This window comes from Enterococcus sp. DIV1420a, from assembly GCF_051712165.1.
Classification (GTDB): domain Bacteria; phylum Bacillota; class Bacilli; order Lactobacillales; family Enterococcaceae; genus Enterococcus; species Enterococcus faecalis.
In genome coordinates this window covers 606,741-630,810 of record NZ_JBIOOI010000001.1, presented here as the reverse complement: position 1 = coordinate 630,810, position 24,070 = coordinate 606,741, and the positions used below count along the sequence as shown (strand labels likewise).

Sequence of the window (24,070 nt, the reverse complement as noted above, 5' to 3'; positions counted from 1 at the left end):
AATGGAAATCATTGTTGGCACGAATAACCAAGGTAAGTTAAAAGAAATGCAATCAGGACTTAAGGACCCCGCTATTCAACTTGTCTCTTATCGAAAGTATACAACCAGTCAAGAACAACCTGCAGAAACTGGCACTACGTATGCTGAAAATGCTTATCTAAAAGCTCGCTTTTTCCAACAATTAATTGGCCGCCCAGTGTTAGGTGATGATGGCGGCTTAACGTTAACTGCTTTTCCTGATTTATTAGGTATTCATACAAGCCGTTTTTTCCATTCAGCCAATCCGGAAGAACAGAACCGCGAACTGTTGCACTTATTTGAAGGGCAACAGTCGACCCGAGAGTTAACCTTATCAGCCACGTTGGTCTATGTACTCGATGACGACAAACTGTTGCAAACGGAAGCCACTTTGACTGGTGAATTAGTTGAACCGCGCGGTACAGGTGGTTATGGCTTTGATCCGATTATTTATTTACCAGATCGAGGCAAAACCTTAGCGGAGTTGTCCACGAGTGAACGAATGAAGATAAGTCCTAGAATGCGGGCTTTACGAAAGATGATTCAGCAGATGAAGGAGCAATGTGACAATGATTGATTTAAAAAAGAATTACCAAATTATGGGGATTGTCAACACGACCCCCGACTCTTTTTCTGATGGCGGTAGCTACACAACGGTCGACGTGGCCTATCAACATGCGCTTCATCTACTAGAAGCGGGGGCCGATATTTTAGACATTGGCGGCCAATCCACACGTCCTGGCTACGAAGAAGTTTCTCCACAAGTTGAGGCAGACCGAGTATTACCGTTAATTAAAAAAATACGTGAGACTTCTCTAGCGCCGATTTCTGTGGATACCTACTATCCCGAAGTAGCAGAAGCCGCGATCCAAGCTGGCGCCACAATGATTAATGACATCAAAGGATTAGACACTCCGGGGATGGCAGAAGTCCTCGCACAATATCCTGAAGTCCAAGTTGTGATTATGCATTCTAGAAAACGCCAATCGCTTTCTTTAAAAGAAGAGTTGCACCAATTTTATACAGAAAAAATTGAACAATGCCAAAAATATGGGCTTTCCTTAGAAAAAATTTGTTTCGATCCAGGGATTGGCTTTCATAAAACTGTCGCAGAAAACCTTCAACTGTTAAAAGATCCTAACGCCTTTCGCTACCAAGATTATCCGTTACTGTACGGCGTTTCTCGCAAACGAACTATTGGCGCTTTAACGAACGAACCAGAACCAGCCAACCGTGATTTTGGCTCAGCCGCTGCTTCCTTGTATGCAGCACAACAAGGCGTAGAAATTTTACGTGTTCATAATGTCCAAGGCTTAAAACAAACATTTGATGTCTGGCGAGCATTGTCGGAGAAGGAGTAAAGGCGGAGCAATAGACTAAACAGACCGACCATCAAAAAAGATGGTCGGTCTGTTTAGTCTAAAAAATTTTAGTTGGCTGAATCGTTTTATCCCAGTAAACGGTGCGCGATTTTTATTACAAAAGAAAGCGGTTGTTGAATAATCAGGAAAGTAAGCGTATTCTAGGAAGGTACAAATGTGTTATACTACACAAGTAGGAAGTTTATGACGGTGGCAATTTCTCAAAAAAAGGGGGACTGCCAATGTTTTTGCTTGTTTGCTCTTTCCCTAGAAAGGAATAGTAGTGACTGTCTTTGAAGCATTGATGCTTGCGATTGCTTTCGCAACATTAATTGTCAAAATCAGTAATAAAAACGACAAAAAATAAACCCGTCATAACTTTTAGCGAAGATTGACGGGTTTATTTATCCACAATTAAAGCTACCGTCTTAAACGGTCTACCCGAGAGCGTATATCTAGTACGCTCTCTTCGTGTTTATTATAGCAAGTTGAAACGGAAAAGTCGAATAGTAAATAAAAAAGAAAGCGTATTCTAGGAAGGCGTAAATGTGTTATACTACACAAGTAGGAAGTTTATGACGGTGGCAATTTCTCAAAAAAAGGGGGACTGCCAATGTTTTTGCTTGTTTGCTCTTTCCCTAGAAAGGAATAGTAGTGACTGTCTTTGAAGCATTGATGCTTGCGATTGCTTTCGCAACATTAATTGTCAAAATCAGTAATAAAAACGACAAAAAATAAACCCGTCATAACCTTTAGCGAAGATTGACGGGTTTATTTCCGTATTAAAATCAAGCTACCGTCTTAAACGGTCTACCCGAGAGCGTATGTCTAGTACGCTCTCTTCGTGTTTATTATACCAAGGTATCACCTAAAAAGCTAGCCGCTAAATCCTCAATAGGATCCAGCGGCTTTTTTAATTTTCTCTTGTCAAAATCGTTTGTGTAATTTCATACAATTGTTCTTTCGCTTGGGCCTTTGTTTCAGGAAGTTTGCTGATTTCTTTCAGCGCTTTTTCTGTGTAATGAGTGGCTAATTGTTGGGCCTTTTCTACGCCACCTAGTTCATGGACAAGACGATAAATTTCCTGTGTTTCTTCATCGGTCAAGGCTTCTTTTTTCATTAAAAGTGGCAACAAGACTTCACGATTGGCTTCAAGTGCATAAATCAAGGGCAAAGAATACACGCCTTGACGTACGTCTTCTAAGACGGGTTTGCCGATAGCATCGGCAGTTTGCGTATAGTCCAAAATATCATCAATAATTTGAAAAGCCAGTCCGATATTTTCGCCGATTTCACCACAACGTTTGGCAAAACGTTGGGAGGTGCCACTTTCATAGGCACCGACAAAACAACTTAGCGCAAATAGTTCCGCAGTTTTCCCGGAAATATTTTTTAAATATTGGTCAATCGTTACCTCGAAATTATAGCGATTGTCCATTTGACCAAGCTCACCAGTCAGGACTTTTTCCATACTGCGCGAATTTAATTGAATGCTTTTTAATGAAGAAGAATAATCAGATAAGAGCTTGAAACAGCAAACAAAAAGATAATCGCCTGTATACACGGCTGTGCTATTTCCAAAGCGCGAACGCAATGTTGGCAAGCCACGACGCGTATCGGCTTCGTCGACAATATCGTCGTGAACTAACGTGGCGGTATGCAGTAATTCAATGGAAGCTGCTAACGCTGTCGCCTTTTTAGGGTCCCGCTGTTCACCAAAATAAGAGAACAACAGTTGGTAGGCTGGACGTAGCAATTTGCCGCCAGAATGAATCATGTCATGGACAGCAGCTTGAATCTCTTGATTATCGATTTGAACCGCTTGTTCCATCAAGCGAAGAGTAGTTGTTAATTCTTTTGATAACGTAGGATAGGTATTCCACATAGGATGTATATTCATAAGATGACTCCTTTAATTGTGGCGGACAGGTTTTCAATTAGAAAAATTGACTCCACTTATGTTTCGTTGTTTGTTCATAATTCAGTTGGAATTTTCGTAACGTCTGGACATGTTGTAGTAAATAATTAGCGGCAATCCCAATGGCAATCCCCGAAAGTAACCCAAACAGAGATAAAAATGGTAAGTACAGCATCGGCGCCCACGAATGAGCAAAGAAAGAGGTCGTTAGCAACTGACCAACGTTGTGTAAGAAACCACCAACGGCACTAATCCCGATAATGCTGACCCGTTTTGGCCCCAGCTGCTTGACAAGTAACATGCCGAAATAACTTAATAAGGCACCACTGGCACTATAGAAAAAGGTCGAAAGTGTGCCGCCTAGTAATGTCGTTAAAATCAAACGTAAACAGACCAGGAAAAAACTATCACGCTTACGCATGGTGAAAATCGCAATAATGGTAATTAAATTTGCTAGACCGAGCTTTGCCCCAGGAGCAAATGCGAAAGGGTAAGGAATCATATTTTCGATTAAACCAATAATGACCCCTTGGGCAACGAGCATAGCAATATAAATATTCTTGTGTAATTTGCTCATAGTTGTCGTGCTTAATAAATTAAGCTACCGTCTTCACTCCCATCAGAAGCTTCCACGGTGATAAACAAATTGTGGGGTAGACAGGCAATCGGGGTTTCACCAGGTTTGGAAATCCAGCCTCGTCGAACATCCACTAAGTCAGCACAGTTGGCTTCCTTCACGCGGATACGATCACCATCTACTTCAATCAGGTTGTAATCACCGTCTTTTGCTTCGTATTTATATGTATAATGCGGGCCGTCCTTTTTTAAGTCAAAGACTTTGATTACTTTGTTGTCTACTTTCAAGACTGCTTGATACGTAGCCGCTTCTTGACCACGGTTTTGCATGGCAAAAACAACAAGGGGCAGAAAAGAACCAAGAACTAAAACAGCAATAATAATAACGTCCCATGTTTTCAAGCGACTCTTCTTAATGAATTCTTTGATCGTCATTTTCTTCTCTCTCCTTTGGTGTTTTTTTCTTGTCTATCATAACACAGTGAACGAGCTTGGAACAAAAATTATTTTGAATTTTTGTTCCAAGCTCAAAAACTGATAAACGGCGGGAACAGAACCAACTCCTTCGGAAATAAACGATTCTGTCCCGACCTCAGTTGAGCCACCATATTATATAAAAGAAAATATGTGGGACAAAAGTCATGCTTGACTGCTGTCCCACATACTAAATCCTATGATAGTCAGCTGGAGACATGTGTCTCAGCTTTTGCTCGTAGTTGTCAATCGATTATCGATTGCTTACTTACCGCCGTATCTAGCTTTCGGGGTACCATACCACGCTTTACCAAGTTTGCGTTGAATCCATGGAATTACCCAGCGGTCTAAACCGACAGCACGGCCTGAACCGTTCATCAAAGCAAAAGCGACAAAGATAAACCAGATATTTACCCAATAGAACATGCCAGATAAACAGAAGGCAATTGTTAAACCAATTGTAGCAGCACTTGATAACCAAGTGAATAAACCAGCAATCAATGCTAAAGCAATACATACTTCAACGATTGTCATGAATTTTTGCATGAACAAAGCAACTTCTTGGTTTGGCATCATAAATTTCATTACGCTTTCGAACCATTTAGGCATGTGATCAAACACTTGCATTGGTGTTTCGCCGTAAGCGTAGCTTAAACCAAAGTGCGCTGCTTGTGTTGCCGCATCGGCACCACCGCTTGCCGCCGCATCCGCCGCACCACTTGCAGCAGTTGTTGCTGTTTCAGTTGCTTGAGAAGCACCTGTTGTTACTTGTTCTTGTAACCAAGGGAATGGGAAAACGACTTTATCTGTGAACCAAGAACCGTCACCAAACCAAGTGCTTGGTTTCAAGTAATCGCCGTTGCCGACAATTTTCTTCATTGATTCGACTAACCAAACCATACCATAGAAAACACGTAGCGGAACACTCCACAAGACATTGCCGTAACGAGACGTATGTCCGCGAGCAACAGAACGATCATCTTTAATATGGAAGATTTCGTGCATAATGTATTGGAACATATAGTAACCAGAACGAATATCAAAGAAGTATTTCAAGTTAACGATATGTTTCATAATGATGGCTAAGAAACCACTCAAATGAATTTTATCGAATAAGTTGGCAACGCCCCATTTCGCGCCGATGGAAACCATGAATCCTTGGTAGTTTCCTTTAAAGGCGTGTTTTTCGCCACCTTTAATATCTGCAACGATGTTGGCAGCCGCAGTATGACCTGTTTGTTCAGCTGCTTGAACGATTTGAGGAGTTGGTGTATTTGGTGTTTCTTCGTAATAAACCAAGTCACCAATGATATAAATGTTTTTGTCTTCGTAACCTTTTGCTTGCATGTATTCATTCGCAACTAAACGACTACCACGTGCTGCTTCTAAACCAAAGTCAGCGGCATCAGAAGTTGCTTTCACACCAGCTGTCCAGATTAACGTATGCGTTGGGACTTCAGAACCATCTTTTAATTTAATGTGATCTGCTGCAACTTCAACGATTGGTGAGTTCAATAATAATTGAACATTTTTCTTTTCTAGATAACGTTCTGCTTTGGCAGCATCGTTACGAGATAACATGTTTAAAATGGTTGGCATTGCTTCAACAACCATTAATGTAATTTCGTCTGGATCAATTTTGGCATCTTTCGCTAAACGATCTTTCCAGTCGATTAATTCGCCGACCATTTCGATCCCAGTAAAACCAGAACCACAGACAACGAATGTTAACATTGCTTTGCGTACTTCAGCATCTGGTTCGATGGCTGCTTTAGCAACGGTTGCTTCAATGTGATGACGAATTTTCACTGCATCATCAAATGACCATAAGGTGAAACCATTTTCTTTCACGCCTGGTGTTCCAAAGTCGTTTGGTTCGCCACCCATACCCAGAATTAACTGGTCAAATGGATAAGAACCTGCTAAAGTTTTCACAACTTTGTTTTCTTTGTCGATCCCAGTAACAGTATCTGTTACCAATTTTACGTTTTTCTTGCGTGAGAACAAACGTTGTAAGTCGTATTGAATTGCTTCTGGTTCAACACGTCCGCCTGCTACTTCATGCAATTCGGTCATCATAGTGTGGTAAGAATGGCGATCAATCAATGTGATTGTTACGTCCGTATCTTTTTTAAATTTCTTTGCTAGAAATTTAGTAGCTGAAACGCCAGCATACCCAGCACCTACAACGACAATATTTTGCTTTGTCATTGACAATCCGCTCCTTAATATTGTAAGTAGTAAAATAGTGATAATGATTAATAAGTACACAATCGACTAACATTATATAAGTATTTCACGAATTTGTCTAATATAAATTTTAATTGTCAACAAATTTACTCCAACGATGAGTTTTTGATGAAAAAAAGACCGAAATGTAAATATTTTTAGGGGATGGTCTTGACAACGTTTTTAAAACCATTATAATGTGTAATGTATCACAAACTTTTGATGTTTGTGAAAATCATGAAAGAAAAGGTGACTATCAATGAAAGTGAATAAATTTGTTAAAGGTTTTGCGGCAATTGCATTATTTAGTTTAGTATTAGCAGGCTGTGGCGCAGACAAGAAAGACAACACAACGAACTCTTCTAGCGCAGCATCTTCAGAAACGAAAAAATCAACTGAATCATCAGCACCAGCGAAAAAAGTTGCCGGTGGCGATTTAAAAGATGGTACGTATAAATTAGAAGAAAAAAATGAAAAAAATGGTTACCGTGCAGTCTTTGAAATGACTGTAAAAGACGGCAAAATCACTGAATCTAAATATGACAACATCAATGCTGACGGCAAATCTAAAACAGAAGACACTAAGTATGAAGAAAGCATGAAAGCAAAATCTGGTGTTGGACCAAAAGAATACATCAAACAATTAAACGATTCTTTTGTTAAAGCACAAAGCGCAAGCGGTGTGGAAGTAGTAACTGGTGCGACTCATTCATCTGAATCATTCCAAAACTACGCACAACAATTAATCCAAGCAGCACAAGCTGGTAACACAGACACAATCGAAATCGACAATGGCGCAGCATTGAAAGATGGTACGTACTCATTGAAAGAAAAAAATGACTCAAACGGCTACCACACAACATTCTCAATGACTGTGAAAGATGGTAAAGTGACTGAATCTAACTACGATAACGTGAACGCTGACGGCAAATCTAAAAAAGATGACACTGAATACGAAAGCAAAATGAAAGACGTTGCTGGCGTTGGACCAAAAGAATATATCGAAACATTAAACAAAGAATTTGTTAAAGCAATGGGCGAAGAAGACGGCTCACCTGCAGGTGTTGAAGTGGTAACTGGTGCAACACACAGCACACATTCATTCATCAACTACGCACAACAATTAGTGAACGCTGCTGAAAAAGGCGACACAACTGAAATCGTTGTTGACAACATCGTAACAAAATAAGTAATAATAAATGAATCGTGAAGTAGTTCCTGAAATGCTTTTCAGCAATTACTTGACACCATTGAGGGGTTGGGAAAAAGTCGGTTGGCTGACTTTCCCGCCCCTTTTTCTTCGCTAGTTCTGTCCATCATTTCACAAATTTTTTCACAGAAATTTGTGAATTTCCAAGAGAAAGACTTTTCATTTTTTCCAAAAAAGGCTACTATGCAAGAGAACTTATTTTTTAATTAAAGAAGGAAAGAAGAGGGAATCCTATGAAAAAGAAACTTCTGCTCATGGTGAGTGTTCTAGCAGTGCTGTTTGTGGCAGCTGCTTGTTCCTCAAAACCAGAAGCGAAAATTAATACAGAACCATACTCTGACCGTCAAACAATGCTTGGTACCTACGTTCAAATTCGCATCTACGATGATGGCAAAGAAGACGTCTTACCGAAAGCCTTTGCCCGCGTCAAAGAACTAGGCGATAAAATCACGGTCAACCAACCAGGTTCAGAAATTGATGAAATCAACCAAGAAGCAGGCGTAAAACCAGTCAAAGTCTCAGATGACCTGTATCCTTTGTTGAAAAAAGCCTATGAATACAGCAAAGACTCCCGCGGCGGCTTCGACATGGCAATTGGCCCAATCACTTCTATGTGGCACATTGGCTTCGATGATGCCCGCAAACCAAGCCAAGCCGAAATTGATCAAGCCTTGAAACTCGTTGATTACACGAAAGTCAAATTCAACGACAAAGAGCAAACCGTTTACCTTGAAGAAAAAGGCATGCAATTGGATTTAGGCGCAATTGCCAAAGGCTTCATCACCGACGAAGTCGTGAAAGTCCTCAAAGACAACGGCGTCACCACCGCTATCGTCGATTTAGGCGGGAATGTTTACGTCTTAGGACACAGCCCACGTGGCAAAGACATGGATTGGACAGTCGGGATTCAAGATCCGAATAAAGCCCGCAACACAGTCTTAGGTCAAGTCAAAGAAAGCAACAAAACCTTAGTCACATCAGGAATTTATGAACGCTACTTAAAAGTCGATGGCAAAACCTACCACCATCTCTTTGATCGTGAAACTGGCTATCCGTTTGATAACGACATCGCAGGTGTCACCATTATCACCGACAAATCCATCGATGGTGATGGTCTCTCAACAGCCGTCTTCTCAATGGGCGTCAAAAAAGGACTAGAATATGTCGAAAGTCTGAAAGGAACCGATGCCATTTTCGTCACAAAAGACGACAAAGTCTACATCAGCAAAGATATCGAAGGCAACTTTGAAATCGGCAAAGACTCTGGCTATACGATGGGGAATCGGGCCGATTTGAAATAAGGAGCGACTAAAAATGTCTTTAAATGTGTTTTTAAAAGTAGTGGAAATTCAGACGAAGCTTGCCAGTCTCTTTCCCTTCATTATCGGGGTCTTGTTTTCAATGACCTATTTCGGGGAAGTTCAGTGGGGCAACACGCTGGTTTTCTTCATTGGCATGGTGGTCTTTGATATGGCCACCACCGCCATTAACAATTACATGGACTTCAAAAAAGCCAAATCTGACGTCTATAAATATGAAGAAAATATTATCGGACAATCAGGCGTTTCACCACAACTGGTCCGCAACATGATTTTTGCCATGATTGCCTTCACTGCCGTTGTGGGTGCTTACTTAACGGTTCAAACAGGCTGGCTCTTCCTCGTATTAGGGGGGATTTGCTGCTTCATCGGGATCTTCTACACGTATGGACCGATTACGTTATCCCGCATGCCCTTGGGGGAAATTTTCAGTGGCTTCACGATGGGCTTAGGCATCTTCGTCTTAACCGTTTACTTGAACGTCGTCACCAATCCGCCTTTTTATTTAACGGTCGATTTTGCTAGCGGCGCCTTTCGCTTAGACGGCAATCTCTGGGCGGTGCTTGCGATTGTCGTGGCGTCCTTGCCCTTGGTTTGTTCGATTGCTAACATCATGCTCGCCAACAACTTACGGGACTTAGACACGGATATTGAGAACCACCGTTATACATTAGTCTATTATATCGGGCGCCCAGCAGGGATTGTGCTGTTTCAAGTGTTAGCGCTAGCTGGTTATCTGGTGATTTTATTCGGCTTCATTAGTGGTATTTATCAATGGCCTGTGTTAATCACGTTTGCCACTCTGTCAGTCATTTGGAAAAATATTCAAACGTTTAAACAAGAATTGCCGCAGCCGAAAAGTTTCCGTCATTCCATTAAAAACTTAATGGTTTTCAATGGCACCTATGCCTTAGGGCTATTAATTAGTGCATTGCTTGGCTAGATTCTAAAAAAAGTAGAGAAAATACGAAAAAAATACTGTTTTTTTTCAATCGACTTCTTCAAAAGTGTTACACAAAGCTCAAAAAGTTAGTATCAATTACTAACTTTTTGAGCTTTTCTCGTTAAATGGCTAGAAACCTTAAACTTTTGTCGGGGATTTTTGATAAAAATTGACTAAAATCGCCTTTTTTTAGTAATGATTATTAAATAACGGGTGTTGTAAACCCTGGTATAACAAGAACTTTCAAAATTTTCGCAAGAGGTGCGAAAAAAACGTCAATTCCTAAAGGGGGGTTCTTTGTTATTATAGAGGTATGAAAAAAGGTTGTTACACATTCCTTGTATAAAAGATCAACGAATACAAGTGAATCTAAAGGAGGTTTTTAAATGAAAAAAAAGCGTTATTTAATGATTGTGTGTCTACTATCTTCTCCTAGTTTTTTTATAAATGTTGAAGCGTCTGATGGTGGTTCTAGTTCGGTGGGGATTGAATTTTACCAAAATCCGAGAACACCCGCTCCTAAAGATGCCCCACCGAAAACAGATGCGCCAGCTGCTGATCCCAAGGAACCAGCTGGTCCTCCGCAAGGAGATCAACGAAGTGGTGGTTCGACACAGACCACCACAACTGGCTCGCAGCTCCCTCGTACAGGGAGCAAGAGTCAGGCAAATCTTAGCATTCTCGGCTTAGCCTTAATCGGCTTGGCGGGAATGGTGCATAGAAAGAAGGGACGACATGAAGCAAACTAAGTGGCAACGATTAGCAACCATTGGCTTGTGTAGTTCTTTAGTGATTAACGCCTTTTCTGGCGTGACCGCAGTTGCGGAAACAATCACGATTGAAAGTAGTCCGACAGTAGCAAGTAGCGCTAAGGAAGCAACATCAGCAAGTAGCGCAACGCCAGCAAGTACGGAAAGCAGTCAAGAAACGACTGAAACGAGTCGGGAAGAAGGAACACAGGAAACAGAGAAACCAGAAGAAATCACGAAAACGAGTGATTCTAAAATAGATATGATAGACCCATTAAACAATTCACTACAGAATTCACCAACAGTTTCCCCTAAAGCAACTGTTGCAATTCCTAGTCAAGTAATGGATTTTGCAATCGTAGATGAAGAGAATAATGGCGTTGCTTTGACCACACCTATTACGGGCGATAGTCAGTGGGTACGAACAGGTGGCGTCAATGGACTTGTTGGTAGTGTTCAATCTGTTCGATATAGTACAGCATATGCAGGGAAAAACGTTTTTTTTAATAGAATAACGATTCCAGGGGTTAACTATTCAAATACTGTGAACTTTGCATACGGCTTAAGGAATGTTACTATTACACTGCCAAAATGGTATAAAGGGCTGAGTTTTGTCAAGCCGTCCTATTCAATATATCCAGCATCTTATATAAGTAGGTATGATAATAACGGGCAGACCCAAGTTGGCTGGTGGAAAATGTCATCAGATAGTGCACTTGGGCAATCAATGCATGTCATTGCTCAGCCGAATGTTTATCAAGTCAAGCATGGTCTTGATGAAGTAGGTCTAGCAACAGCTTCATTCAGTTTTAATGCCGTTTATCGCGTTGGCTCGATAGCAAATAAAACATATACTAAATATAATATCGGACCCGATGCTTTAACAAATAACTATAATATTATTTATATGTATACAACAAAACGTAAAGTTACTGAAAATTTTGTTGATGTCAATGGAATCAAAATCACACCGCCAAGTGGTTTCACCCAAGGCAAACAAACAGTAATTAACAGTGACCCCTACACCTTTAAACAAAGTGGCACCTTGCCAGAGATTTACAAAGCAAGCAACGGCAAAACCTATCAGTTCAAAGGTTGGTACAAAGGCAAAACCAAGCCAAACACCTTGACCACCACCAAAGCACCAAGCTATGCGGTGACTTATAACGATAATGATGATTTGAATGTGGTGTATGAAGAGATTGAAGCTTTTGATTTCCCAGCGCTGACCTATCAATTCGGGTTCGTTGGTGAAGATGGAAAATTAGCAAATCCTGCCGATATTAATATCACCTATGATTACAAAACCAGTGCTTATAGAGGAACAGGAGGGGGAGCAGATGATACTGTTTCTTTTGGAACCATTGCCACCAATCAAAGTGCCACAACAGTAGGCAACTTAAAAAACGTTACAATGCCTGCAACATCTATAGCTCGCCCTACTGAAACAGGTTATAATGGAGATGCGTACGCTAATTTCTCAATTAAACTTCCAAGGTACTATCAATCGTTAAATCTTTATGATAAAACAGGCAAAATCAATCCAAGCTATCCATTGCCAGCATATACTAGGAAATATAGTGTCCGCTATGATGATCAGATTCTATCAGAAGCATCGGTAATTGCTTTTTTAAGATTGACACAGAAATCAGATCAGAGTTATGCGCCATATGAGTCATATTCAGTGGTGGATCCTAGTGTAAAATATCCAGAATTTTTACATAGAGTAATTTATAGTACTGACCTAGTCTCTGGATATGCAAAATATACAACTTTCAGTAGTCCAGTTTATTATCACTTAACTAATCGCAAGATCACTGAGAACTTCGTCGATGCCAACGGCACTAAAATCACGCCACCAACAGGCTTTACGCAAGGAAAACAAACAGTAATTAACAGTGACCCATACACCTTTAAACAAAGTGGCACCTTGCCAGACACTTACACAACAGGTGGCAAAACCTATAAGTTCAAAGGCTGGTACAAAGGTAAAACCAAGCCAAACACCTTGACCACCACCAAAGCACCTAGTTATCCAGTGACTTATGATGATAATGATGATTTGAATGTGGTGTATGAGGAGATTGAAGCTTTTGATTTCCCAGCAGTGAATTATCAATTTGGTTTCGTTGGTGAAGATGGAAAATTAGCAAATCCTGCCGATATTAATATCACGTATGACTATACAGGTATTGAAGTTAGAGGAAATGGGGGAGCAGATTCAAATGTTTCTTTTAAAACGATTGCTTCAAATCAGAGCGGTACAACAGTGGGTAATTTCAAACAGGTGATATTTCCTGCATCAAGTATAGAACGACCTACTACAACAGGGTGGAATGGTGATGGATTTTCTGAATTTTCGATTAAACTCCCTAAATATTACGAATCAGTAAACCTTTATGATAAAACAGGTAAGATTAATACAAATTACCCGTTACCAAGAGTAACATTAGTTGAATCTAATGTGCCAGATACTATTTTTAGTGAATCAACGCTCATTTCTGATTTAGCCTTAACACAGAAAGCAGACAAGAGTTATACTCTGCGGGAGGTAAATGTGTCGATGAATCCTAACATTAAATATCCCAATCTTATTAGTAGAAATATTAATAGTTTAGATGAACGTGATGGAAATATTAGATATAAAACGATTGAAGGACCAATCTACTATCATCTAACCAACCGCAAAGTCACCGAAAACTTTGTGAACACAAGTGGCACTAAAATCACGCCACCAACAGGCTTCACGCAAGGGAACCAGATTCCCATGACTAGCAACACCTTCAAGTACACAGCCGCAAAAGCCTTACCAGCTAGTTATACAACAGGCGGTAAAACTTACATTTTCCAAGGCTGGTACAAAGGCAAAACTAAGCCTAATACTTTAACAACCAGCACTACGCCAACATACAGTACAACCTTTGATGGCAATGACGACATGACGGCGATGTATAAGGAAGAAGTACCGAAAGCAAGTGTCGCTTTAACTCGCACTACCGCTGAAACCGTGACTAGCGGCGGCAATGTCACCTGGCGTGCCACAATTACCAATACAAGCCAAGCGCCACTAACCACGGCGACCATCAAGAAATCAACCGCTTGGACAACTGGCTTAGCAGCACCAACCGCCATGATTGTCACGCCAGCTGGCGGAACCGCGAAAACAGTTCCCGTCACAGCGACTACGTGGACCAATGGTGTTAGCTTAGGCACTGACATTCCCGTAGGAAAATCTGCCACGGTTCAGTTCACTACGAAAGCGACAGGGACAGCGGGGCAAGTCTTGCGCGCTGGGATTACCACCAGTGGGAATTACAGTGGTGTCTCTGCTTCGGCCACCGTACGTGTGAAAGACAATGATCAAGCAATTGTGACACCAACGGCTGAAGGCTTCATCAGTGTTCCAATGTTCAATTTTGGTCAAGTTGGGGTAGCGGGAAGCACGCAACAGCACAGCTTGAAAAAAGCCGCTGATTATTATGGCAACGGCACACGCAATCCCTATCTGCGGATCAAGAAAACCCAACCGAATTGGAGCTTAACGGCGCAACTGTCGCAACCAAAATCAGTGATAGACAGCTTGCCAACAGCGACCCGCTTATTATTAGGGGCGGCTCCTGTTTCGAGTTTCTCAAATTACAACCAACCTACCGAGTTGAAAAATGCGGTCGGTACTACGAGTGCCATTAGTTTGAATGCCAACAACACGGCCACTAGGATTATTGCCAACCAGCAATTCACTGGGAGTAATATCTATCAGTTGGACTTCACCTTCAACAATGTCAAACTTGAAGTGCCAGCCAACCAAGGGGTCAAGGGGCAACAATACCAAGCCGCAGTTACGTGGAACTTAGTTACAGGTCCTTAAAATAGTTAAGTTATCATGAGGAAAGCTCAAAATGTTAGTGTTTGATACTAACATTTTGAGCTTTTGTTTATGGAAATTAAGAAATTTGGCTGAGAATCAGAAGCAAAATGGCAGATTTTCTTGGTTTTTCGCACATTTTTCTAGTAAAAAAGGACTCTTCTACCTTGGTATAATAGGAATCGTCGGAAAAGTCACTTAGCTGTAGCAAAATTTGAAATTTCAAGTCCGCCTTTTTTTGATAGAATGGAGAAAATTAAAAGCTGTACATATACCAATACATAAAGAAAGAGAATAGCATGAATCAAAATGGTACATAGAAAGAAGGGACGACATGAAGAGAATTAACTGGCAACGCTTAGCAACCATTGGCTTGTGTAGTTCTTTAGTGATTAACGCCTTTTCTGGCGTGACCGCAGTTGCGGAAACAGTCACGAGTGAAAGTAGTCCGACAGTAGCAAGTAGCACAACGCAAGAAAGTACGGAAAGCAGTCAAGAAACGACTGAAACGAGTCGGGAAGAAGTAACACAGGAAACAGAGAAACAAGCAGAAATACCAGAGGTGAAAACTGAAACAACAGAATCGGTACCAGAAAATAGTAGTGAAAATGACCGACAAACGAGTATTTCGCCACGTTGGGTGCCGAATGATCAAGTGATTTATCCGAGAATGATCTTTGGCTTTACTGATGAAACAGGAAAAGCTTTTGCTGATGAAAACTTAACGTTATCAGGGACGTATTATAAATTAGCTCGCCACACGGCAACTAGTCAGTGGCGACCATACGCTGATAGATATCCAATTGTTTCTTCTAATGCAGGTGGTGGTCAATATCGAGTAGCTGTCAATGCAACGATTCCTATGCCGTACGATTTTCTCACAAATTTACCAGCAGGTTACACTCATAATTTGTACGCAATTGAACAATTAAAGATTGATAACACGTTAAAGTATGTCGACAGTATTGTTGCCCCGCCTGGTAGTATAAACAGGACCAGATACAGTGAGCAACAAACATCTGAAGCAGCTCAATTTGGTAATTATGTTACAGGTAGTTTGACTCAGAGGGATAGAACATTTTCTAAAAATAGTGCAAATATCTTTTCTCTAAATTCATTAGCTTTGGCTCCAGAAATTACTGACGTATTAACGATGCTGCGCACAGATTCTATAGAACGTGGACCAATATTAATAGGTTTTGATGGCACTACCACGTACCGAGAAACACTTAATTACGTAGTCACTCGGAAACAAGTTACCGAAAAGTTCGTAGATACTAACGGCGTAGCTATCACGCCGCCAACAGGTTTTACCCAAAACAAGAAAACACCAATGACCAGCAATGCTTTCACCTTCAAACAAGCTGGCACCTTACCAGAGACTTACAAAGCAAGCAACGGCAAAACCTACAAATTCAAAGGCTGGTACAAAGGTAAAACCAAGCCCAATACTTTGACCACCACCAAAGCGCCAAGCTATGCGGTGACCTATGATGGGAATGACGATTTGACGGTGGTGTATGAGGAAGAGGCAGTCACAACGTTGTATCCATCATTAGATGTAAACTTTGTAGACGAAAAAGGGGTTGGCTTCACGCCAGCGTTAACTTTTAGCGGTAAATATCGTGTGCAAAGAACGAGTGATAGGCTTTATACAGATTTGTACGATTTAACATCCAAAAGCAAAGGTAGCGGACAATACACACTAAGTCTTAACAATGGTACGATGCCATTATCACCAGAGCTATTGCGAGTTTATGGGAATGACAAACCAATTAATGGTACGAACAGACTTAATTTTTCTCTAGATAAACTAGCGATCAATCAACAATTAAAATATGTCAATAGTATTGAATTAGATACGGTGAAAAGTGTTATGAAAATGTATGGCTATAACTATACCAGTGGTAGCGCCACAATTATAGATCCTAATCAAGTGCCAACAGAATATAACCTGAGTGCTGGAAATATCGCCTTATTAGGCTTTGATACAGATGGAGTATATTTTTCAAAGGAAAGTAGTGGAGTATTCAATACATTGATGGGTTATGCGAGTGACGGAGGTAAGCCCCTAATTACCATGAATCTTTTTAGTGGAAATCCAGTAAATGCATCCAAATTAGTCTACACAGTCACCCGTAAACAAGTCACCGAAAACTTCGTGGACACCAACGGCACTAAAATCACGCCGCCAACAGGCTTCACGCAGGGGAACCAGATTCCCATGACGAGCAACACTTTCAAGTATACAGCAACAAGAGCTTTACCAGCTAGTTATTCAGTAGGTGGTAAAACTTACATTTTCCAAGGCTGGTACAAAGGTAAAACCAAGCCTAATACCTTAACGACAAGCACTACGCCAACATACAATACAACTTTTGATGGCAATGACGACATGACGGCAGTCTACAAAGAAGCAAACATCAGCGCTAACTTAACGATGCGTGGTGCAGTCGATGTCATTGACAATGGCGCAGCCATGGAATATTGGGAAGTGCTGTTAAAAAATACTGGAGAAGCACCTTTAACTTCAGTTAAGATTAAACCAACCACTGACTGGGCGGCTGGAATTAGTACACCCACGGAACTGTTTATTTTAGGTACTGGTCAAAATACGAAAGTTCGACCAATCACGAAAGAGCAGTGGGAAGCAGGTTTTGAGATTCCTTTAGACAGTAGTCTTCCTGTGGGCGGCCAACTAACGATTAATCTCCTAGGAACAAAAGTTACTGGACAACCAAACCAAGTGCTAAAAGCCGCTGTGGAAGTCACAGGGAACTTCAACAAACTGACTGCCTCAGATACGGTCCGGATTAAAGATTTAGATCAAGAAACAAAGGAACCAACTGGGGAAGGCTTCATCAGTGTTCCAACCTTCAATTTTGGTCAGGTTGGGGTAGCGGGAAGTACGCAACAGCACAGCTTGAAAAAAGCCGCTGATTACTATGGTAACGGCACACGCAATCCCTATCTGCGGATCAAGAAAACCCAACCGAATTGGAGCCTAACAGCGCAACTGTCGCAACCGAAATCAGCGACAGACAGCTTGCCGACAACGACCCGCTTGTTGCTAGGAACGGCCGCTGCTGCCAGCTTTACCGATTACAACCAACCAACAGAAACCAAGACGCCGCTTGGCAAGACTGGCACCGTGAATTTAACCGCCGACAATACCGCAACAGCGGTGGTCGCGAACCAACAGTTCACAGGTAGTGACGTTTATCAGTTGGACTTCACGTTTGCTAACATCAAACTAGAAGTGCCCGCCAATCAAGGCATGGTTGGCCAACAATACCAAGCCGCCGTTACGTGGAATTTGGTGACTGGTCCCTAACAACCTTCGGGATTATGTGGCGGACTCCTTTTATAAATAGTAAAAATATCATGAGAAAAGCTCAAAATGTTAGTGTTTGATACTAATATTTTGAGCTTTTGTTTATGAAAATTAAGGAATTTGGCTGAGAATCAGTAGCAAAATGGCAGATTCTCTTGATTATCAAGCACTTTTTCGATGAAAAAGTGCTCTTCTGCCTTGGTATAATAGGAATCATTGGAAAAGTCACTTAGCTGTAGCAAAATTTAAAATTTCAAGGCCGCCTTTTTTTGATAGAATAATGGAGAAAATTAAAAGGTTTACATATAACAATTAACAATAAAACCAATACATAAAAAGGAGAATAGCATGAATCAAAAATGGCAAAAGTTACTTACAACCGCCTTGTGTTGTTCCTTATTGATAAGTTCACTCAATGGCATCTCAGTACTCGCCGAAACAATGGTTGTTGAAAATGAAACAACCACTGAAACGGGCGAAACAACGGCAAGTGAGGATACCGCTACAAGCGACTCATCGTTAAACGCTAGTCAAGAAAATGAAACAGCCAACACAGTTGCGTCATCAGAACCAACCACAGAACCAGAGACATCAGAATTACCTCAAAAGATGATAGAAGAGCCGCAACTACCATCGGCAGAGGACCAGACTGAAGCAACAGCCGATACAACGACAGCGGCTGTTGAAGCGACTCAGGAGGAGCCGACAAAGCGAGAAAATCGTGCAGTTAAAACGGCTGATATTCCTGGGAAAACTTATAAAATGGCCTTTATTGATGAAAATGGGTTGTTTATTGATCCTGCTAAAGTGACGTTCACAGCCGATGTCACGAAAGTAGAAAGAAAATCAGGTACTCAGACAAAGGTGGGAACCATTACAACTAGTAATCTAGGGAATTTCAAGATGTTGACGGTGCCGAAAGTTACACTTCCTGATGATGACGCCACAGAGGACTACGGTTTTTCGGGACTAACCAATCACAAAATTACGTTGCCAGGGCAATATACTGCCCCCAAGACAACGCCTAATAATTTTTATAAAGGACCAGACACGACAACCTTTCCTTTGGCTGTTTCCCGTCAAGTAACTATAGCTACTGGCAAGGATTATAGTACATACACAACAGGGGAACGTTTTAATATGTTTACTACGGCAACGCCTAAGCAATTTAGTTTGCGAACATATTCTTGGGTCCCTGATCCTCAAAAAGTCCAATTTTCTGCTGCTTACAATATGGCCACGACTGCAGGTGAAAATAATTATTTAATAACCGATGATACGATTTATTATTATGTACCCAATAGACGAGTTAGTATTTATTATAATGACATGACATCGACAGTTTTGCCAACCTATCCGACAGGCTATAACGCAGCCCTTTCGAAAACAGTGGTTGAGTCAGACAATTTTCACTATAAAGCCCCAAAAGCATTTCCAAAAACCTATTCTTCTGGGAATCGCCACTTCCAGTTTAAAGGGTGGTATAAAGGATCCGCTCGACCAGATCCTAAAGCCGTTAAGTTGGAAACCACATTGACACCAGAATTTGATGTTACTTACGATGGTAAAGACAATGTGTATGTTTTTTATGAGGAATTAGAAGAAAAGACAACGACAATCCCGGAAATCACTTATAGTTTTGGGTTTGTAGATGAAAAAGGCGCATTAATAGCGCCAGCGAATTTCGGGATGCAGACTAATTTAACATCGATCATGAACGGAATAGCGAAACAAGTAGGAACAGCAACAGGTGTTAATAGTGGGAATCTGAAAAAATTAACCATTCCTAGTCAACAATTAACCTACACGAAAACGATAAATCCTGCCTTTTATGGTAGTACTAATTTTCGCTTAACAATCCCTAAACAATACAAGCCACCAACAGTAACACCTGGGCCTCATTATACAGGCTCCAGTACAGCTTATCCTGTTGCAACAAAAAGAATGCGTTTTGTGGACAGTACGATAGCTGACATACGGGTGGAGACAGATGGCAAATATTATAGTTTATATCCTACAACGACAGCCAATCAGTATCGACTGTACTACACTTCTTGGATAGAGGATACAACCAAAACGAGATTTGATTCTATTTTGACTAGTACAAATACAGAAGTAAGTGTGCCAAATTACTATACAACCGATGATACGATGTATTATTTCTTAGAAAATCGGCGCATCACTGAAAATTTTGTAGATGAGAATGGTACGAAGATTACAGCACCGACAGGATTTACTCAGGGAAAGCAAACAGTCATTGACAGCGACACCTACCATTTTAAATTGGCGCAAGAATTACCTTATAGTTACTACGCGAATGACAAAGCCTATCGTTTTAAAGGCTGGTATAAAGGGAAAACGCAACCTCAAAATTTACAAACCACACGAGTGCCGGAATATGATGCCTCCTATGATGATAATGATGATTTAACAATTATATATGAAGAAATTAAATATGGCGGCAATACCGTGCAGTTTGGGTTTGTTGGAGAAAGTGGGCAATTACTCAATCCTGCTGACTTTAAAGTCACCACAGAGGTAGTTCAGATTATCGATGGCGTTAGCACGGTTTTAGATAATATTTCGGCAACGGATCAAACAGGAAACTTAAAAGCCATGACAATTCCACAAAAACAGTACACGTTAACGAATAGCTCGAACTTTTATGGTACAAGGAACTCGTTTATTGAGATTCCTAAATACTATAAGAACCTTTCATTTCAAAAACCTTCTGGGTATCAAGGACAAGAGTATCCTTTAGCAGGACGAGTAGAAAGGACTTTTGCTGGTAATCCTTATACAGAAGGCGCAAATCCTGTATATTTCACAGTAACGAAGAGTCAGAACCAACGTTATAAACTCCGTGAAATATACTGGGATGATAATCCTGAAAACCTTTTCTCAAGTTTATATAAAACAACACTTATAAGAAATGATAATTCGTTAGCTGGCGTGGAAATGTTTCCTGAAAGCACGTTATATTACTATCTTGTTAATCGCCGTGTAACTGAAAATTTTGTGGATGCATCTGGAACGAAAATTACGCCGCCAACTGGGTTCACACAAGGGAAACAAACAATCATTGATAAGGATAATTTTACATTTACTCAGGCAGGTACGTTGCCTTTTATGTACAAAGTCAATAATCGGCCTTATGTCTTAAAAGGCTGGTATAAAGGCAAAGAAAAACCAGACAAACTAAATGAAATCACCAGAACAAATCGAAATATTAGTTATCCAGTGACTTATGATGACCAAGATGATATCACTATAGTATATGATGAATTTAAGACGGAAGACAAAACGATTAATTTTGGTTTTATCAATGAGACGGGTGACTATGTAGCACCAAGTAATTTCAATATCCGCACAGATATGTCTCAGGTAGTGGGTGGTTTACAAAGCAAGTTGCAAACTATTACCGCGTTACCAACTGGTGATTTTCTACAGTTAAAGCTTCCAGCTGTCAATATTGTGGGAAGTTTTACGTCGGATGAAGAGCTTTATGGAACACGTAATAGCATCGTGACAATTCCTAAGTATTATAAAACGCCGACTATAACCCCATCGAGTAAATATAATGGTCCGAATTATTCTGGGGTTACGGGAATAATTGCGTATCATAATACGAAAAATAGTGCAGAATTTACTGAAAATCGTTTACAAGTGACACCAATTGCGGGGTCTCAAACGGATTACCGGTTTCCTGAAGTAGGGTGGCAAGGGGAAACCACTCGAACAACCTTCTCTTCTCTTTATAAAATGGATTATAATAGTACAGTGAGCGGGGTGACTGCCCACACAGAAATATACGCAACAGGGACAGTAAATTACTATTTAGAAAATCGGCGCATCACTGAAAACTTTGTAGATGAGAATGGTACGAAGATTACAGCACCGACAGGATTTATGCAAGGAAATCAGCTGGTAATGAACAGTGAAACGTATAAATATACCGCTGCAAAAGCGTTGCCGAAAACTTACCAAGTCGGAGAAAAAACCTATGTATTCAAAGGCTGGTACAAAGGGAAAGAAACAACAACACCTTTAAAAACAACAACAACACCAAGCTTTACTCCAACATTTGATGATAATGACGACATGACCGCTGTGTATCAAGAAGCGGTTCCTACAGCAGAATTAACGGTAAAAGGTTCCGCTGACATAGTCGAAAATGGCACGACAATGGATCACTGGGAAGTGCTATTAAAAAATACGGGAGAAGCCCCGTTGACGACCATTAAAATCAAACCAACGGCGACATGGGCCGCTGGCATCAGCCCGCCCAATACTATTTTTGTGTTAGGTACAGGGCAGAATGCTAAGGCCTATCCAGTTACGAAAGAACAGTGGGCAGCAGGTTTTTCTCTGCCATTAAATACGCCCTTACCAGCAGGCGGACAGTTACAAATGAACTTATTAGGAACCGCCGTTACAGGAAATCCTGGTCAAGTTTTAACCGCTGAAGTTGAAGTAACGGGCAACTTTGGCAGCTTAATCGCCAAAGATACGGTCCGTATTAAAGACCTAGACCAAGAAATAACTAATCCTGACGGCGACGGCTTCATTAGTACGCCAACATTTGATTTTGGCAAATTAGCGATTTCAGGAAGTAAGCAACAATATGGTTTGAAAAAAGCCGCTGATTACTACGACAACGGCACACGCAATCCCTATTTACGCCTGAATACTAGCCAAGACAACTGGAGCTTAACGGCGCAACTGTCGCAACCAAAATCAGCCACAGACAGCCTGCCGACAACGACCCGCTTGTTGCTAGGAGCGGCCGCTGCTGCCGGCTTTACCGATTACAACCAACCAACAGAAACCAAGACGCCGCTTGGCAAGACTGGCACCGTGAATTTAACCGCCGACAATACCGCAACAGCGGTGGTCGCGAACCAACAGTTCACAGGTAGTGACGTCTATCAGTTGGACTTCACGTTTGCTAACATCAAACTAGAAGTGCCCGCCAATCAAGGCATGTCTGGCCAACAATACCAAGCCGCCGTCACTTGGAATTTAGTGACTGGCCCATAAAAATAAAAATGCCCGAGCCTCTTATTTTTCTAAGGCTCGTGCATTTTTATTGATGGTCTTTTGAGGGTCGTTGTGCTATAATGGTAATGAAAAGAGAGGTATGCGCCAACATACCTCTCTAGTGTAGAGCCGTTTCAGACGGTAGCGATTTTTAGTGATTTATAAAAAATAACCGTGCTCGCTAAAGTTGACGGTTATTTTTTATTGTCTTCTTTAACAGCCTCTAGGATTCCGAAGATTAACGTTGCGATAAAAGAACCGAAACTAATCATCAGAGCTAAAGCTTCTGCGATAGACAAAAGGCCTCTCCTTTCATAGATTTTAGTACTTACATTCATAAGCACCACCACCTTTCAGATTGGATAGCCGCCGCCATAACTTCTCTACAATTTTATTATACCATGTAGGGCTAAAAAATAATTAGTTTCCAACATGTTTTTTTAGGTAATTGTGCTATAATAGCAATGAAAAGAGAGATATGCTGTAACATACCTCTCTGATGTAGAGCCGTTTAAGACGGTGACCTTTTTGATTATTTAAAAATAACCGTACTGGTCAAAGTAGACGGTTATTTTTTCTTGTCATTTTTAAGCAATTTCACAATCAGTGCAATCAAAGCAATGGTAAACATACCAAACCCTAGGATCGTCTGAATTGTTTCATATGTTGTACAGTAAACGATATTTTTATTCGTATTTTTCAGAGAAATATGCTACAATAGAGACGAAAAGAGAGGTATGCTCTAACATACCTCTCTAGTGTAGAGCCGTTTAAGACGGTGACCTTTTTAGTTACAAAAAATAACCGTACTCAGTCAAAGTAGACGGTTATTTTTTCTTGTCATTTTTAAGCAATTTCACAATCAGCGCAATCAAAGCAATGGTAAACATACCAAACCCAAGAATTGTCTGAATTGTTTCATATGCTGACAAAAGGCCTCTCCTTTCTCTAAATTTCGGAAATACGTGCATACGCATCACCTCTCTTTCAGATTGGATAGCCACCGCCATAACTTCTCTACACTTAGATTATAC

General features: G+C 40.8%; 16 protein-coding genes. 9 read left to right on the top strand and 7 right to left on the bottom strand.

Annotation, left to right across the window (positions count from 1 at the left end):
* The first annotated feature begins 1 nt into the window (after position 1).
* Together IGI80_RS03195 and folP are read left to right on the top strand one after the other, a co-directional pair.
* The gene (locus tag IGI80_RS03195; protein WP_002358949.1) at positions 2-595 is read left to right on the top strand and encodes a non-canonical purine NTP pyrophosphatase; all 594 of its coding nucleotides are present in this window, start codon (positions 2-4) and stop codon (positions 593-595) included.
* Positions 588-1,379 (top strand): dihydropteroate synthase, encoded by a 792-nt coding sequence (gene folP, locus IGI80_RS03190; protein WP_002387594.1) that lies wholly within the window; start codon positions 588-590, stop codon positions 1,377-1,379. Before IGI80_RS03195 ends, folP begins: the two co-directional genes overlap by 8 nt.
* A gap of 913 nt (positions 1,380-2,292) precedes the next feature.
* Here folP and IGI80_RS03185 read toward each other — a convergent pair.
* From IGI80_RS03185 to IGI80_RS03170, 4 genes are all read right to left on the bottom strand, one after another.
* On the bottom strand, positions 2,293-3,279 hold the full coding sequence (locus IGI80_RS03185) for a polyprenyl synthetase family protein (RefSeq protein WP_002358954.1): 987 nt from the start codon (positions 3,277-3,279) through the stop codon (positions 2,293-2,295).
* A gap of 37 nt (positions 3,280-3,316) precedes the next feature.
* Positions 3,317-3,874 carry a Gx transporter family protein gene (locus IGI80_RS03180; protein WP_002354743.1) on the bottom strand — a complete coding sequence of 186 codons (558 nt, stop codon included), beginning with the start codon at positions 3,872-3,874 and terminating at the stop codon, positions 3,317-3,319.
* 11 nt (positions 3,875-3,885) lie between these two features.
* Positions 3,886-4,308 carry a NusG domain II-containing protein gene (locus IGI80_RS03175; RefSeq protein WP_002358956.1) on the bottom strand — a complete coding sequence of 141 codons (423 nt, stop codon included), beginning with the start codon at positions 4,306-4,308 and terminating at the stop codon, positions 3,886-3,888.
* A gap of 303 nt (positions 4,309-4,611) precedes the next feature.
* Complete coding sequence (locus tag IGI80_RS03170; RefSeq protein ID WP_002354747.1) at positions 4,612-6,558, bottom strand: NAD(P)/FAD-dependent oxidoreductase; 1,947 nt, start codon at positions 6,556-6,558, stop codon at positions 4,612-4,614.
* A gap of 277 nt (positions 6,559-6,835) precedes the next feature.
* On the opposite strand from IGI80_RS03170, the gene pplA reads away from it, so the two are divergent.
* The 7 genes from pplA to IGI80_RS03135 all read left to right on the top strand — a co-directional run bounded on the left by pplA (position 6,836) and on the right by IGI80_RS03135 (position 23,036).
* Positions 6,836-7,765: an extracellular electron transfer flavoprotein PplA gene (pplA, locus tag IGI80_RS03165; RefSeq protein ID WP_002381005.1), complete on the top strand. Its 930-nt coding sequence runs from the start codon at positions 6,836-6,838 to the stop codon at positions 7,763-7,765.
* A gap of 254 nt (positions 7,766-8,019) precedes the next feature.
* A complete protein-coding gene (locus IGI80_RS03160) occupies positions 8,020-9,087 on the top strand; it encodes an FAD:protein FMN transferase (RefSeq protein WP_002354751.1) in 1,068 nt (355 codons plus the stop codon).
* Between the two features lie 13 nt (positions 9,088-9,100).
* Complete coding sequence (menA, locus tag IGI80_RS03155) at positions 9,101-10,048, top strand: 1,4-dihydroxy-2-naphthoate polyprenyltransferase (protein ID WP_438722670.1); 948 nt, start codon at positions 9,101-9,103, stop codon at positions 10,046-10,048.
* A gap of 386 nt (positions 10,049-10,434) precedes the next feature.
* Positions 10,435-10,797: an LPXTG cell wall anchor domain-containing protein gene (locus IGI80_RS03150; protein WP_002370158.1), complete on the top strand. Its 363-nt coding sequence runs from the start codon at positions 10,435-10,437 to the stop codon at positions 10,795-10,797.
* Positions 10,784-14,665: a WxL domain-containing protein gene (locus IGI80_RS03145; RefSeq protein ID WP_438722667.1), complete on the top strand. Its 3,882-nt coding sequence runs from the start codon at positions 10,784-10,786 to the stop codon at positions 14,663-14,665. Before IGI80_RS03150 ends, IGI80_RS03145 begins: the two co-directional genes overlap by 14 nt.
* A gap of 331 nt (positions 14,666-14,996) precedes the next feature.
* Positions 14,997-17,996, top strand: a complete 3,000-nt coding sequence (locus IGI80_RS03140) for a WxL domain-containing protein (RefSeq protein WP_438722665.1) — start codon at positions 14,997-14,999, stop codon at positions 17,994-17,996.
* Positions 17,997-18,344: 348 nt separating this feature from the next.
* Positions 18,345-23,036, top strand: coding sequence for a WxL domain-containing protein (locus IGI80_RS03135; RefSeq protein WP_438722663.1), 4,692 nt, complete (start codon positions 18,345-18,347; stop codon positions 23,034-23,036).
* 194 nt (positions 23,037-23,230) lie between these two features.
* Here the strand turns inward: IGI80_RS03135 and IGI80_RS03130 are convergent, their stop codons facing one another.
* The 3 genes from IGI80_RS03130 to pepG1 all read right to left on the bottom strand — a co-directional run bounded on the left by IGI80_RS03130 (position 23,231) and on the right by pepG1 (position 24,007).
* On the bottom strand, positions 23,231-23,374 hold the full coding sequence (locus IGI80_RS03130) for a putative holin-like toxin (protein WP_002396786.1): 144 nt from the start codon (positions 23,372-23,374) through the stop codon (positions 23,231-23,233).
* A gap of 230 nt (positions 23,375-23,604) precedes the next feature.
* Positions 23,605-23,739 (bottom strand): putative holin-like toxin, encoded by a 135-nt coding sequence (locus IGI80_RS03125; RefSeq protein ID WP_153829595.1) that lies wholly within the window; start codon positions 23,737-23,739, stop codon positions 23,605-23,607.
* A 124-nt stretch (positions 23,740-23,863) separates the two neighbouring features.
* Entirely contained in the window at positions 23,864-24,007 is a 144-nt protein-coding gene (pepG1, locus tag IGI80_RS03120; protein ID WP_002389461.1) for a type I toxin-antitoxin system toxin PepG1, read from the bottom strand.
* Positions 24,008-24,070 lie beyond the last annotated feature (63 nt).

Coding starts and splice junctions, on each gene's coding strand:
- IGI80_RS03185 (WP_002358954.1), bottom strand. CDS start 3,279: ATGAATATACATCCTATGTGGAATACCTATCCTACGTTATCAAAAGAA.
- IGI80_RS03135 (WP_438722663.1), top strand. CDS start 18,345: ATGAATCAAAAATGGCAAAAGTTACTTACAACCGCCTTGTGTTGTTCC.
- folP (WP_002387594.1), top strand. CDS start 588: ATGATTGATTTAAAAAAGAATTACCAAATTATGGGGATTGTCAACACG.
- IGI80_RS03130 (WP_002396786.1), bottom strand. CDS start 23,374: ATGAATGTAAGTACTAAAATCTATGAAAGGAGAGGCCTTTTGTCTATC.
- IGI80_RS03140 (WP_438722665.1), top strand. CDS start 14,997: ATGAAGAGAATTAACTGGCAACGCTTAGCAACCATTGGCTTGTGTAGT.
- IGI80_RS03160 (WP_002354751.1), top strand. CDS start 8,020: ATGAAAAAGAAACTTCTGCTCATGGTGAGTGTTCTAGCAGTGCTGTTT.
- IGI80_RS03195 (WP_002358949.1), top strand. CDS start 2: ATGGAAATCATTGTTGGCACGAATAACCAAGGTAAGTTAAAAGAAATG.
- pepG1 (WP_002389461.1), bottom strand. CDS start 24,007: ATGCACGTATTTCCGAAATTTAGAGAAAGGAGAGGCCTTTTGTCAGCA.
- IGI80_RS03170 (WP_002354747.1), bottom strand. CDS start 6,558: ATGACAAAGCAAAATATTGTCGTTGTAGGTGCTGGGTATGCTGGCGTT.
- IGI80_RS03175 (WP_002358956.1), bottom strand. CDS start 4,308: ATGACGATCAAAGAATTCATTAAGAAGAGTCGCTTGAAAACATGGGAC.
- IGI80_RS03180 (WP_002354743.1), bottom strand. CDS start 3,874: ATGAGCAAATTACACAAGAATATTTATATTGCTATGCTCGTTGCCCAA.
- menA (WP_438722670.1), top strand. CDS start 9,101: ATGTCTTTAAATGTGTTTTTAAAAGTAGTGGAAATTCAGACGAAGCTT.
- IGI80_RS03150 (WP_002370158.1), top strand. CDS start 10,435: ATGAAAAAAAAGCGTTATTTAATGATTGTGTGTCTACTATCTTCTCCT.
- IGI80_RS03145 (WP_438722667.1), top strand. CDS start 10,784: ATGAAGCAAACTAAGTGGCAACGATTAGCAACCATTGGCTTGTGTAGT.
- pplA (WP_002381005.1), top strand. CDS start 6,836: ATGAAAGTGAATAAATTTGTTAAAGGTTTTGCGGCAATTGCATTATTT.